This is a genomic window from Streptosporangium sp. NPDC048047, from assembly GCF_040653115.1.
In the GTDB taxonomy this organism is placed as follows: domain Bacteria; phylum Actinomycetota; class Actinomycetes; order Streptosporangiales; family Streptosporangiaceae; genus Streptosporangium.
Genome location: NZ_JBEZNH010000001.1, coordinates 83,649 through 96,124, shown reverse-complemented (window position 1 = coordinate 96,124; position 12,476 = coordinate 83,649). Strand labels below are relative to the sequence as shown.

Below are 12,476 nucleotides of genomic sequence, written 5' to 3'. Positions count from 1 at the left end.
CGTCCGGCACGAAGCATCACAGAGCGTGACGGAAACCCTCGCGGGGCGGACCCGCCGACGGTCGCAGAGGCGACATGTTCGGCTCTTCCGATACCTCGCGCCTAAGCAGTCAATAGCAGGCGGGATAATCGTCTACATGCGCCTATCTGCTCGTGTCGACTATGCCCTTCGTGCCGCCGCCGAACTCGCCGCCGCCGGTGACGGACCGACCACGGTGGGCGAGCTGGCCAAGGAGCAGGACATGCCGCCGAAGTATCTGGAGAACATCCTGCTGCAGATGCGCCGGGCCGGCCTGGTCCGCGGCCAGCGCGGTCCCGAGGGCGGCTACGTGCTGGCCCGCCCCGCGCGGGAGATCACCCTGGCCGACGTGATCCGCGCGGTGGACGGCCCGCTGGCCAACGTCCGGGGCGAGCGGCCCGAGCACGTCGGCTACCGCGGTCCCGCCGAGTCGCTGCAGAAGGTCTGGATCGCGCTGCGCGCCAGCGAGCGGGCCATCCTGGAGGAGGTCACACTCGACAGCGTCGCCACCGGCGTGCTCCCCGAGCGGGTCATGACCCTCGCCGCCGACCCCTCCGCCTGGGACTGAGCCGGTCCCGTGCCCGAAGGCGACGTCGTCTACCGCACCGCGCGGCGGCTGGGCCGGGCGCTCGACGGCCGGGTCCTGGTCAGGTCCAACTTCCGCGTCCCGCGGTACGCCACCGCCGACCTGACCGGCAGGCGCGTCCTTGAGACCGTCTCACGCGGCAAGCACCTGCTCACCCGGGTGGAGGGGGGCCTGACCGTCCACACCCACCTTCGGATGGAGGGGAGCTGGCGGATATCGCCCGCCGGCCGGTCTGTCCCGCCGGGTGACGTGGTCCGCCTCGTGCTGGCGAACACCGAGTGGCAGGCGGCGGGGGTACGGCTCGGCATGCTGGACCTGGTGGCGACCGCCGAGGAGCACCGGCTCGTCGGACATCTGGGCCCCGACCCGCTGGGGCCCGGCTGGGACGCGGCGGAGGCCGCGCGGCGGCTCGCGCGTGATCCCCGGGCGACCATCGGCGAGGCGCTGCTCGACCAGCGCAACCTCGCGGGGCTCGGCACCATCTACCGGGCCGAGACGCTCTTCCTCGCGGGGGTCTCGCCGTGGCGGCCGGTGGGTGAGATCGAAGATGTGGAAAGGATCGCCGCGCTCGCGCGGCGGCTGCTGCACGCCAACCGTGACCGGGTGACCAGGGCGACGACGGGCGACCCGCGCCCGGGGCGGGACACGTGGGTGTACGGCAGGGCAGGAAGGTCATGCCTGCGCTGCGGACATCGGATCAGTCGGGGCGAGATGGGGGCACAGCCGCAGGAGCGGCTGATCTTCTGGTGCCGTCACTGCCAGCCGGGAGAACCGGCCGGCTAGGCGGCGACCATGTCGTTGACCTCGGGGAACACATCCTCGGGAAGCGAGCCGGGCACGGTCTCGGCGATCGGCAGGCGCTCCCGCTCGGGAACGTCACCGGTGAGCACCGGGGCGTGCTGAAGCTCGGCCAGGGCGAACTGGTCGGAGACCTCGCGGAGCACCTGCGACAGCGGCACACCGAGGGCGCCACAGATCGACGCGAGCAGTTCCGAGGACGCCTCCTTCTGACCACGCTCCACCTCGGAGAGATATCCGAGGGAGACACGGGCCAACGTGGAAACCTCACGCAGGGTGCGACTCTGCCGCACCCGCAGTCGCCGCAGCACGTCACCGAGCAGCTGACGCAGCAGGACCATCTGTCGCTCCCTCCCCAGCGCGGGAGCCTGGGCGACCCCCCGCGCGATCGGTTCGTGCCGCCCGTTCTTGCGCGACCCTTGGTGCATACTCCTCGCCGTCATCATCGCTTGACCTTTACATCACTCACGGTTCCACCGTACCTGCATCCACCGATGCGACGGCAGACCACGGGGAGCATGTTCGCTGGGGACGTAACGCGGTAATCACCCGGAATGTTCCCCCACGCTCGTCTCCAGGACTCTCCGTAGAAGGTCCACTGCCTCGATCACCGTCGACCGCCGGATCTCGTCACGCGTTCCGGCGAGGTTCAGATCTTCATGCCATACCCGCCCGTCCGAACCGCTAACGGCCAAATGTACGGTGCCGACCGGTTTTCCGTCCTGCGGATCGGGTCCGGCCACCCCGGTCGCGGCCAGCCCGTAGGAGGCCCCGGTGAGCCGGCGGACGCCGTCCGCCATCGCCGCGGCGACGGCCGGGTGAACCGCCCCCTCCCGTGCCAGCAGGTCGGCCGGGACGCCCAGGAGGCGGTGCTTGAGCTCGGTGGCGTAGGAGATGACCCCGCCGGCGAAGGCGGCCGACGCGCCGGCCGGGGCGGTGAGGGCCGCGCCGATCAGCCCGGCGGTCAGCGACTCGGCCACCGCCGCCGTCTCCCCCCGGCGGACGAGCAGGGACAGCACCTCGGCGGCGGGCGGGACGCGGTCCATCATGCTTTCCTCGCCTGCTTCGCCACCTGCCGCAGCTTGACCGCGCGGACGACGTAGTCGATCCCCGTCCCCACGGTCACGACGACCGCGGCGCCCATCACGACCCAGCGGAACACCTCCGGCATTCCCGGCCACATGTAGAGGGCGATCGCGGCGATCTGCAGGACGGTCTTCACCTTCCCGCCGTAGCTGGCCGGGATGACCCCGTGCCGGATCACCGCGAACCGCAGGAGGGTCACGCCCAGCTCCCGGCCGAGGATCACGCCGGTGACCCACCACGGCAGCTCGTTCAGGACCGACAGGCTGATCAGCGCGGCGCCGGTCAGCGCCTTGTCCGCGATCGGATCGGCGATCTTCCCGAAGTCGGTGACCAGGCCGTAGCGGCGGGCCAGCTCGCCGTCCAGCAGGTCGGTGAGCGAGGCCACCAGGAAGATCACCAGCGCGGTGATCCGCCAGCCGTACCCCTCCAGGAAGAGGCACGCCACGAAGAAAGGGACCATCGCCAGACGGAGCACCGTGACGACGTTGGCGATGTTCCAGGCGCTCGGCCTGGAGTCCATGGATGCCGAGGTCGATCCGGTTCCGGTCTCTGGCGGGTCGGTCATACGCTCTCCCGGCCGGGCGGCGCGCTCACGGAGCGGCCTTGATTCGGGCGATCAGGTCGACCCCCTCGGAGTCGACGACGACGGCCCGCACGATCTGCCCCGGCACCAGGCCGATGCCCTGGACCGTGACGGAGCCGTCCACCTCGGGTCCCTGGTGGGCCGCCCGCCCTTCGTAACCGCCGTCGCCGAGGTCCTCCTCGACGAGGACGTCCACCTCGGCGCCGATGCGCTCCTCCGCCCGCTGGGCCATGAGCTCGTCGGCCAGCTCGGTGAGCGCGGCCACCCGGGCGTCGACGACCTCCTGGTCGAGCTTGCCGGACAGGGACGCCGCCTCGGTGCCCTCCTCGTCGGAGTAGCCGAAGACGCCGATGACGTCGAGCCTGGCCTCCTGCAGGAAGTCGACCAGCTCGCCGAACTCCTCCTCGGTCTCACCGGGGAAGCCGACGATGAAGTTGGACCGCACGCCCGCCTCCGGGGCGCCCGCGCGGATGGTCTCCAGCAGGTCCAGGAAACGCCGGGGGTCTCCGAAACGGCGCATCCTGCGCAGCACCGTGCCGCTGGCGTGCTGGAAGGACAGGTCGAAGTAGGGCGCCACGCCCTCGGTCGAGGAGATCGTCTCCAGCAGGCCCGGCCGGAGCTCGGCGGGCTGGAGGTAGCTGACCCGCACCCGCTCGATCCCCTCGACGGCGGCCAGGGCCGGCAGCAGCCTCTCCAGGACCCTCAGATCGCCGAGGTCCTTGCCGTAGGAGGTGGAGTTCTCGCTGACCAGGACGAGCTCTCTGACGCCCTCACCGGCCAGCCAGGCCGCCTCGGCGAGGATCTCCTCCGGCTTCCGCGACACGTAGGCGCCGCGGAAGGCGGGGATGGCGCAGAAGGTGCACCGCCGGTCGCAGCCGGAGGCCAGTTTCAGCGAGGCCACCGGCCCGCCCCCCAGCCGCTTGCGCAGCGGGCGGGGGCCGCTGGCCGGGGCCAGGCCCTCGGGCAGGTCGCCGTGGCCGGGGATGTGGGTCTTGGGGGCGGCGGCGCGCTCGACCGGCGAGATCGGCAGCAGCGTCCTGCGGTCGCGCGGGCTGTGCGGGACGAGCGGCCTGTCGGCCAGCACGTCGTCCAGCCGCGCGCCGATCTGGGTGTAGTCGTCGAAGGAGATGACGGCCGACGCCTCCGGCAGCGCGTCGGCGAGCTGGTCGCCGTAGCGTTCGGCCATGCAGCCCGCGGCGACCACCTTGGCGCCGGAGTCGGCCGCGGCGAGCAGCGTGTCGATGGAGTCCTTTTTCGCTGAGTCGATGAAGCCGCAGGTGTTGACGACGATGACGTCGGGGTCGTCGTCGCCCACCTGCCAGCCGGCAGCCTCAAGACGCGCGGCGAGCTCCTCGGAGTCGACCTCGTTGCGCGCGCAGCCCAGTGTGATCAGCGATGCGGTTCGGCGGGATGACATGGTGAACACTACGGTATCGGGAGTTGGCCACCATCGGCGCACTCCCCCTCCCCCAGGCTCCCCTCCCCGGCCGCTCCGGCCCTCCGGGAGGCTCTTCCCGGCCCTCCCGGAACCCCGCGCGGTCAGGGCTTGGAAGCCTTGTAGGAGTGTTTGAGCACCTCGCCCTCGGAGCCCGGGACACCGAGGTCCACGCCGTTCATCCGGACCGAGAAGGCCCCCGCGTCACCGAAGGTGACCTTCAGCGCCTTCTGCGCTCGCCACACGGACGCCTGACCGGCCGTCATCCGGCCGGAGAAGAGCCGGTGCCCGGCCGCGTCCTTGATGTCGAGCCAGGACGGGCGTTTCGCGGTGATCTGGAGGACCACCTCGCCCCGCTTCGGGGCGAGCGCCGCGCCGGCCCGGCGAGGGCCGCCGGCCAGCGGCCGCGCGTGCGCCGAGTGCGGCGCGGCCGACTTCTTGGCCGGGCGGATGTCGGCGGTCGGGGTCTCCTCCCCGCCCATCATCTTCGCCACGCCGAACACCACGATGATGGCCAGCGCCACCGCCATGGCCATCGTCCAGTTGGGCGAGCGCCGCTCCCGGATGTTGATCGGCTTGTCGGCCTGGAAGACGCTGGCCGCCCGCACCGGCAGCGGGACGCCACCGTGCAGCTCGTCGTACTCGTGCACCATGGCCTCGGGGTCCAGCCCGAGGACCTTGGAGATGTTGCGTATGTGACCCCGCGCGTAGAAGTCGCCCCCGCAGTGCGAGAAGTCGTCGCGTTCCATCGCCTGGATCAGCGCCTCGCGCACGCGTGTGCGCGCGCTCAGCTGCCCGACGGTCATGCCCGTCGTCCGGCGCGCCTCTGCCAGACTGCCGCCAATGCTCATGCCGCACGCCCCCCCAGCCCATGACGTTGCGTAGTGAGTCCCATTCAATCAGTAATCAGGGGGACTGTGTACGCCGGGGGGTCATCACCCTCTCAAGTCGGCCGGGAGGGCGGCGCGCCGTACGGCGGTGGCGCGGCTCAGCCGCTCGTCACCCTTCCAGACCGGCCGGGAGGGCGGCGCGCCGTACGACGGTGCGGTGCGGTCGTCACCCTCTCAGATCGGCCAGGAGACCCGGCAGGTCGTCGGGCTTGACCAGCACCTCCCTCGCCTTCGACCCCTCGCTCGGCCCGACGACGTTGCGGCTCTCCAGCAGGTCCATCAGCCGGCCCGCCTTGGCGAAGCCCACCCGCAGCTTGCGCTGGAGCATGGAGGTGGAGCCGAACTGGGTGGTGACGATCAGCTCGGCCGCCTGGATCATCAGTTCGAGGTCGTCGCCGATGTCCTCGTCGATCTCCTTCTTGGCGGTGGCGGCGGCGGTGACGTCCTCGCGGTACTCGGCCTGCATCTGGGCCTTGCAGTGCGCGACTATCTCGACGATCTCCTTCTCGGAGACGAAGGCGTTCTGCAGTCGCATGGGCTTGCTCGCGCCCATCGGCAGGAACAGCGCGTCGCCCTGGCCGACCAGCTTCTCCGCGCCGGGCTGGTCGAGGATGACCCGGCTGTCGGCGAGGCTGGAGGTGGCGAACGCCAGCCGGGACGGCACGTTCGCCTTGATCAGGCCGGTGACGACGTCCACCGACGGCCGCTGGGTGGCGATCACCAGGTGGATGCCCGCGGCGCGGGCGAGCTGGGTGATGCGGACGATGGAGTCCTCGACGTCGCGCGGGGCGACCATCATCAGGTCGGCGAGCTCGTCCACGATCACCAGCAGGTACGGGTAGGGCTGGTAGACCCGCTCGCTGCCGGGCGGCGGCACGAGCTTGCCCGCGCGCACCGCCTTGTTGAAGTCGTCGACGTGCCGGAAGCCGCTGGCGGCCAGGTCGTCGTAGCGGCGGTCCATCTCCCCCACCACCCACTCCAGGGCCTCGGCGGCCTTCTTGGGGTTGGTGATGATCGGCGTGATGAGGTGCGGGATGCCCTCGTAGACGCTCAGCTCGACCCGCTTGGGGTCGACCAGGACCATCCGCACCTCGTCGGGGGTGGCGCGCATCAGGACCGAGGAGATGAGGCCGTTGACGCAGACCGACTTTCCGGCGCCGGTGGCGCCCGCGATGAGCAGGTGCGGCATCTTGGCGAGGTTGGCCACGATCGTGCGGCCCTCCACGTCCTTGCCCAGGCCGACGATCATGGGGTGCTGGTCGGCCTGGGCGACCTGGGAGCGCAGGATGTCGCCCAGCGACACGAGGTCCTTGTCGGTGTTGGGGATCTCCACCCCGATCGCCGACTTACCGGGAATGGGGCTCAGAATGCGGACGTCGGCTGACTTGACCGCGTAGGCGATGTTCTTGGTGAGCGCGGTGACCTTCTCGACCTTGACCGCCGGGCCCAGCTCGATCTCGTAGCGCGTCACCGTCGGCCCGCGGGTGAACCCGATCACCTGGGCGTCGATGGCGAACTGCTCCAGCACGCTGGTCAGCGCGTTGACCAGGACGGTGTTGGCCTTGGTCTGCGGCTTGGGCGCGCTGCCCGGGCGCAGGAGCTGGGTGTCGGGCAGGGTGTAGGGGCCCGCCTGCGAGGAGAGCACGAGCTGCTCGACCTTGCGCGGCGCCGGGGTCGGCGCGGGAGGCTCGGGCGGCTCGGACGGCTCGGGTCTGGGCGCGGGCGGCTCGTCCACCAGCCCCGGCACGATCTCCGGCGAGTGCTCGGCGGCCCGCTCGCCCGCCTCGGTGAGCAGCGGCGTGTCGTACGGCCGGACGCCCTCGGGCCCCTCCGGGCCCTCCTCCTCCCCGTTCCCACGACCGCCGCGGGGCTTCTTGGGCGTCGTGCGCCTGCGCGGCTCGCGGGTCCGGGCCGGGAGGTCCCGGTTGAAGAGCATGTGCCGGATCTCGGCCAGCCGTTCCGGGACCCGGTGCACCGGGGTGGCGGTGATCACCAGGACGCCGAAGCCCGCCAGGATCAGCAGCAGGGGGACGGTGATGAAGGCGGGCAGGATGCTCGCCGGGGGCGCGGAGACGATGAACCCGATCATGCCGCCCGCGGCGGCGACCTTGTCCATGCCGTCGGCGCCGCCCCCCGACGGGTACGGCGTGCCGTGCGCCACGTGCACGATGCCGAGCAGCCCGGCCACGAGGGCGGACCAGCCGATGCCCATCCGGCCGGTGTCGGCGTTCTCGTCCGGGTGCCGCAGCAGCCGCCAGGCCAGAAGCGCCACCAGGATCGGCGCCAGCCAGGCTAGCGAGCCGAACGCCCCGCGCATGAAGCCGTTGACGATCTCGGAGAACGTGCCGGTGGTGTCCCGCCAGATCAGCGCCGCCAGCACGATCGCCCCGGAGAAGACGGCCAGCCCGAGCCCGTCGCGGCGGTGGACCGGGTCGAGTTCGCGGGCGTTCTGGCCCATGGCCCGCGCGGTGCTGCCGACGGCCCCGGCGAGCACCATCCAGATGCCCATGAGCAGCTTGCCGAACATGATGAAGACCCAGCTGATCGGGTCGGGCTGCAGGGGCGCGGGCCTGCGGGCGGCGGGCTTCGCCCGGGCGGCGGCCGCCCGCCTGGCGGGGGCCGTACGGGAGGGAGCGGACCTCGCCCGGCCGGGTCCCCCCTTGGCCGGGGGCTTGCCTGAAGGTCGGGACGTACGGGTGGCCATGGTAGCGAGGCTAACGAGCCGGGACGCGGATCGCTCGGCGGCGCGCCGGGGAGGGCCGAAGAAGCCGGCGAGGCGGGAGGGATCTGAGAGGCCGGAGAGAGCGGCGGGCGCCGGGCGGACGGTGGCGCCACCGTCCGCCCGGCGCCGGAGGGGATCAGGAGTAGGAGATGTCGGAGGAGGAGTAGAGGCAGTTCACCCCGTCGGCGCCGCTGCCGATGTGGCTCGGCTCACCGCTGGTCACGCCCTTGTACTTGTCGCAGATCACGACCTTGTGACTGGAGTCGTTGACGATGCGGATCGAGGAGAACCGGGCGGTGTCGCCGTAGTTGGTGTTGATGCCGGCGAGCACCTTGCCCGGGGTCGTCGCCACCACATTGGAGATGACCACGTTGCGCTGGTACTGCTTGGAGCAGTTGCCGCAGGACCGGTAGAGCTTGCCGAAGTTCTCGACCCGGAAGTTCTTGATGTACATCGTGCCGGGGCCGTTGTGCTGGAAGACCTTGTCGGTGGCGGACCTGGCGCCGCCGCCGTCGATGGTCATCGTCTGGGAGGCGGAGGTGCCCTTGAAGGTGGCGGCGTCCTCGCCGACGTCCTCCCACCAGACGTTCCTGAGCGTGCAGGTGCCCATGCAGTGGATGCCGTCGGCCGCGGGCGCGCCGAGGATCACGTTCTGCAGCGTGGCGCCGTCGGACAGCTTGAAGATCGGGGGCTGACTCTCGCTCTGCCCGCCGCTGCCGAGGTCACCGGTCCCGTAGTAGCGCTTCATGCCGCCGTCCATCGAACCGCTGACGTTGATGGTGGAGCCGACGGCCTGCTGGCCGTTCGGCGACGGCCAGGAGCCGGACGGCGGCGGGGTCGTCGGGCCGGTGGTGGGGGTCGCCGTGGGGGTGGGGCCGGGGCCGGAGCCGGCGGCCTTGAGGGTCCACTGCTTGCTCGCCGCCGAGTCGCAGGAGTTCTGCTTGACCGTGCTCCCCTCGGCGTTGAGGCACTTGGTGCTGCCGATGTTGACGACCCGGTAGTTCGAGCCGCTGGCGGTCAGGTTCCAGCTTTGGAAAGCGCTTCCCGCGCATCCCTGCTGAAGAACGAGTTTGCCCGCCGAGGTGCCGGCGTCCTGGATGTCGGCGCACCTGCCGCTGTGCGAGGCGACCAGCTTCTGGCCGCCGGAGGCGAACGAGAGCTGCCAGGTCTGACTGGCGGCCCCGTTGCACGAGGACTGGGTCAGCGCCGCGCCGTCGGACGTCGAGGCGCCCGTCACGTCGAGGCAGAGGCCGCTTGCGGAGTTCACCAGCGCGTAGGACCCGGAGGCCGGCGCGGCGGAGGCGGGGAGTTGTAACCCCACCACCGCGCCGGCCGCGAGCAGCGCCGCGGCACCCGCCGTGACGCAGGCCCGCAACCTGCTGTTCGTGGACACGATCGTCTCCCTTGTGAGCCTGGCTCTCGCGAGCCTGTCAGGTGGGCTGAAGGTAGTTTCACAAGATAGGACGACTTCCCGTGAAATGGAACAGTCGGGACCGGTCGATCTCTGGGACCAAAGGAAAGCGCATTCCGTCCTATGTATTGACATGATGTTTCATGTAGCAGAACATCCTCACCAACGAGGCGTTGGGAGGAGACTTCATGTCCGCACTCGACTGGTCCGTTCTGGGCGCGTACTTCCTGGTCATGGTGGGCATCGGCGTGTGGTCGAGGAGCCGGATCAGAAACGTGATCGACTTCTTCACCGCCGGAGGCCGGATCCCCTGGTGGCTGTCCGGCATCTCCCACCACATGTCGGGCTACAGCGCGGTCATGTTCGTGGCGTTCGCCGCGGTGGCCTACACCTACGGCCTGGCCATGTACGTCTGGTGGGCGCTGACGATCGGCATCGGCGTCGGCATCGGCGCGTTCCTGTGGGCGGCCAGATGGAACCGGCTGCGCTCCAGACACGGCGTCGTCTCGCCGCTGGAGTACCTCGCCCGCCGTTACAACCTGCCCACCCAGCAGGTGCTCGCCTACAGCGGCGCGCTGCTGAAGGTCGTCGACATCGCGGCCAAGTGGGTGGCGATCGCCATCCTGCTCCGGGGCTTCACCGGGATGCCGATCTTCTGGGGCATCACGATCACCGGCGTCGTCACCCTCGTCTACATCACCGCCGGCGGCCTGTGGGCCGACGTGCTGACCGACTTCGGGCAGTTCGTCATCCAGGGCTTCGCGGGCGTCGCCATGTTCGTCGCGATCATGAGCCACCTGGACGGCGTGTCGACCCTGTGGACGATGTGGGACAAACTGCCCCCGGGACACGGCGACCCGTTCGCCGGGCCGTACACCACGACGTTCTTCCTCGCCCTGCTGTTCATCAAGACCTTCGAGTACAACGGCGGCATGTGGAACCTGGCCCAGCGCTACATGGCCTCACCCTCGGGCTCGGCGGCCAGGCGGTCGGCGCTGCTGTCCAGCGCGCTGTGGCTCGTCTGGCCGCTGGTGCTGTTCGTCCCGATGTTCGCGGCGCCCCTCATCGTGCCGGGTCTGGCCAACCCCGAGGAGGCCTACGTACGGCTGGCCCAGACCCTGCTGCCGCAGGGCGTGATCGGCCTGGTGCTCGCCGGCTTCTTCTCGCACACCATGGCCATGGTCGCCTCCGACGCCAACGTGATCTCCTCCGTGATCACCAGGGACATCGCCCCGGCGATCGTCCGCAGGGTGCGCGACCTGTCGGCGCGGGCCGAGCTGACCTTCGCCCGGGTGACGACGTTCACCTTCGTGCTGATCAGCATGACGATCGCGATCGCGACCCAGGGCGAGGGCGTGGTGCTGAAGATCGTCGTGGACCTGGTCGCGGCCACGATGGGGCCGATCTCCATCCCGCTGATGCTGGGCATGCTCCCCTGGTTCAGGCGGAGCGGCCCCACCGCGGCGATCGTCTCCTGGGCGGCGGGCCTGGGCGTCTGGGCGTACGTCAAGTGGATCCTGGAGTCCAAGGACACCGCGATGGTGGTCGGGGTGCCCCTGGTCACCTCGCTGGTCCTCTACGTGGCGGTCGGGTTGCTGAAGCCGGAGAACCGGGCCGACCGCGACGCCCTGGTCGACTCCCTGGACGACGACGCCGAGCCGGAGCGGACGGCCGCCGCGAGCGTCTGACCGCCACCCGGGAGGGGGCCCTCCCCCGCCCCGGGAACCGGACGGACCGGTCCGGCGCCGGAGGCCGGGCGGACCGCCACGCGGAAGGGAGCGGCCCGCCGCCGCCCGGTGCGTCCGGGCGGCGGCGGGCCCCCGTCCGCGCCTACCTGTCGGACTCCAGGACACCGCCGTTGGCGACGTCGGACTTCTCGATCTCCGTGAAGACGATGCGCACCGCCTCCGGGCGGACCTTGAGGATGTCCACGGCGGACCGGGTCACCGCGCTGACGAATTCCCTGCGCTGGTCGAGGGTACGGCCGGAGAGCAGTTCGACGGTGATGTTCGGCATGCTGAACCTCCACTCCACATTTATTTCGTTACATGAGAACACATCCCGCTACATGAAACAAGATGGAGTCGTGGGAGCGCACCGCGCCGCCGTACCGGCGGGACGGGGACCCGGTGAGACGCACCCGCCGGGACGGGGTCCGCCGCACGGAGCGGGAAAGCGGTCAGCCGGCCCGGAGCGGGTCGGGGGCGCCGAGCGCCTGCGAGACCTCCCGGGCGGCGCTCACCACCTCGGGGGCGAGCCGCTCGATCTCCTCACGGCCGAGGTCCATCGCGAGGGCGGAGATGGAGATGCCGCCGAGCACCTGGCCCGTGTGGTCGAAGACCGGGGCGCCGACGCACAGCACGCCGGGGTGGTTCTCCTCGTCGTCCAGGGCGTACCCGCGGGCGCGGACCATCGCGAGGTGGGCCACCAGGTCGTCCGCGGTCACCAGGGTGCGGGGCGTCCGCCCCGGCAGCCCCGCGCGGGCGCAGATCTCCCGCACCTCCCCCTCGGGCAGCTGCGCCAGGACGGCCTTGCCGATGGCGGTGCAGTGCAGGAACAGGCTCATGCCGATCCGCGAGGGCATCTGGTACGGCCGGCGGCCCTCCAGCTTGTCGACGTAGACCGCCTCGTCCCCGTTGCGGACGGCGAAGTGCGTGGTGTATCCGGTGCGCTCGTGCAGCGCCCGCAGCGCCCCGGACGCCTGGCGGGCCGGGTCGAAGCGGTTCATGACCCGGCCCGCCAGGGTGAGGATCCGGGGGCCGGGCTCGTAGCCCCCGGAACCGTCGGACCGCGCGAAGCCCCATTCGACGAGCGACTGGAGGATCCGGTGGACCGTCGACTTCGACACACCCGTCACCGCGGCGATGTCGGTCACGCGGTGGTGCTCGGCGATCGCCTCCAGCACCGCCAGCGCCTTGTCAATAGAGCTGCCTTCCCTGACCACGCT

The 12,476-nt window shown here is 70.9% G+C and carries 12 protein-coding genes; 3 read left to right on the top strand and 9 right to left on the bottom strand.

The window, feature by feature from the left end; all coding sequences use genetic code 11:
• Nucleotides 1–136 precede the first annotated feature (136 nt).
• Nucleotides 137–586: an Rrf2 family transcriptional regulator gene (locus AB0D67_RS00465; protein ID WP_362928233.1), complete on the top strand. Its 450-nt coding sequence runs from the start codon at nt 137–139 to the stop codon at nt 584–586.
• Nucleotides 587–595: 9 nt separating this feature from the next.
• On the top strand, nt 596–1,387 hold the full coding sequence (locus tag AB0D67_RS00460) for a DNA-formamidopyrimidine glycosylase family protein (RefSeq protein ID WP_362928231.1): 792 nt from the start codon (nt 596–598) through the stop codon (nt 1,385–1,387).
• Here AB0D67_RS00460 and AB0D67_RS00455 read toward each other — a convergent pair.
• From AB0D67_RS00455 to AB0D67_RS00425, 7 genes are all read right to left on the bottom strand, one after another.
• Nucleotides 1,384–1,743 carry a helix-turn-helix transcriptional regulator gene (locus AB0D67_RS00455; protein WP_362928229.1) on the bottom strand — a complete coding sequence of 120 codons (360 nt, stop codon included), beginning with the start codon at nt 1,741–1,743 and terminating at the stop codon, nt 1,384–1,386. The genes AB0D67_RS00460 and AB0D67_RS00455 overlap by 4 nt on opposite strands.
• A gap of 204 nt (nt 1,744–1,947) precedes the next feature.
• Entirely contained in the window at nt 1,948–2,448 is a 501-nt protein-coding gene (locus AB0D67_RS00450; protein WP_362928735.1) for a nicotinamide-nucleotide amidohydrolase family protein, read from the bottom strand.
• Complete coding sequence (gene pgsA, locus AB0D67_RS00445; RefSeq protein ID WP_362928227.1) at nt 2,448–3,053, bottom strand: CDP-diacylglycerol--glycerol-3-phosphate 3-phosphatidyltransferase; 606 nt, start codon at nt 3,051–3,053, stop codon at nt 2,448–2,450. Before pgsA ends, AB0D67_RS00450 begins: the two co-directional genes overlap by 1 nt.
• A 25-nt stretch (nt 3,054–3,078) precedes the next feature.
• A complete protein-coding gene (gene rimO, locus AB0D67_RS00440) occupies nt 3,079–4,488 on the bottom strand; it encodes a 30S ribosomal protein S12 methylthiotransferase RimO (RefSeq protein WP_362928225.1) in 1,410 nt (469 codons plus the stop codon).
• A gap of 122 nt (nt 4,489–4,610) precedes the next feature.
• Entirely contained in the window at nt 4,611–5,357 is a 747-nt protein-coding gene (locus AB0D67_RS00435; RefSeq protein WP_362928223.1) for a RodZ domain-containing protein, read from the bottom strand.
• Nucleotides 5,358–5,562: 205 nt separating this feature from the next.
• Nucleotides 5,563–8,100, bottom strand: a complete 2,538-nt coding sequence (locus AB0D67_RS00430; RefSeq protein ID WP_362928221.1) for a DNA translocase FtsK 4TM domain-containing protein — start codon at nt 8,098–8,100, stop codon at nt 5,563–5,565.
• Nucleotides 8,101–8,254: 154 nt separating this feature from the next.
• On the bottom strand, nt 8,255–9,511 hold the full coding sequence (locus AB0D67_RS00425) for a pectate lyase (protein WP_362928219.1): 1,257 nt from the start codon (nt 9,509–9,511) through the stop codon (nt 8,255–8,257).
• A 206-nt stretch (nt 9,512–9,717) separates the two neighbouring features.
• Here AB0D67_RS00425 and AB0D67_RS00420 point away from each other — a divergent pair, with 206 nt between their 5' ends.
• The gene (locus AB0D67_RS00420; RefSeq protein WP_362928217.1) at nt 9,718–11,217 is read left to right on the top strand and encodes a sodium:solute symporter family protein; all 1,500 of its coding nucleotides are present in this window, start codon (nt 9,718–9,720) and stop codon (nt 11,215–11,217) included.
• A gap of 142 nt (nt 11,218–11,359) precedes the next feature.
• Here AB0D67_RS00420 and AB0D67_RS00415 read toward each other — a convergent pair whose 3' ends face one another.
• Both AB0D67_RS00415 and AB0D67_RS00410 read right to left on the bottom strand, forming a co-directional pair.
• A complete protein-coding gene (locus AB0D67_RS00415; protein ID WP_362928215.1) occupies nt 11,360–11,545 on the bottom strand; it encodes a tautomerase family protein in 186 nt (61 codons plus the stop codon).
• A gap of 163 nt (nt 11,546–11,708) precedes the next feature.
• Nucleotides 11,709–12,473: an IclR family transcriptional regulator gene (locus AB0D67_RS00410; protein WP_362928213.1), complete on the bottom strand. Its 765-nt coding sequence runs from the start codon at nt 12,471–12,473 to the stop codon at nt 11,709–11,711.
• Between the last annotated feature and the right edge of the window lie 3 nt (nt 12,474–12,476).

Bases quoted from the DNA above. Each gene is read 5' to 3' on its own strand.
- AB0D67_RS00465 (WP_362928233.1), top strand. From the start codon at position 137: ATGCGCCTATCTGCTCGTGTCGACTATGCCCTTCGTGCCGCCGCCGAA.
- AB0D67_RS00455 (WP_362928229.1), bottom strand. From the start codon at position 1,743: ATGGTCCTGCTGCGTCAGCTGCTCGGTGACGTGCTGCGGCGACTGCGG.
- AB0D67_RS00450 (WP_362928735.1), bottom strand. From the start codon at position 2,448: ATGGACCGCGTCCCGCCCGCCGCCGAGGTGCTGTCCCTGCTCGTCCGC.
- pgsA (WP_362928227.1), bottom strand. From the start codon at position 3,053: ATGACCGACCCGCCAGAGACCGGAACCGGATCGACCTCGGCATCCATG.
- rimO (WP_362928225.1), bottom strand. From the start codon at position 4,488: ATGTCATCCCGCCGAACCGCATCGCTGATCACACTGGGCTGCGCGCGC.
- AB0D67_RS00435 (WP_362928223.1), bottom strand. From the start codon at position 5,357: ATGAGCATTGGCGGCAGTCTGGCAGAGGCGCGCCGGACGACGGGCATG.
- AB0D67_RS00430 (WP_362928221.1), bottom strand. From the start codon at position 8,100: ATGGCCACCCGTACGTCCCGACCTTCAGGCAAGCCCCCGGCCAAGGGG.
- AB0D67_RS00420 (WP_362928217.1), top strand. From the start codon at position 9,718: ATGTCCGCACTCGACTGGTCCGTTCTGGGCGCGTACTTCCTGGTCATG.
- AB0D67_RS00415 (WP_362928215.1), bottom strand. From the start codon at position 11,545: ATGCCGAACATCACCGTCGAACTGCTCTCCGGCCGTACCCTCGACCAG.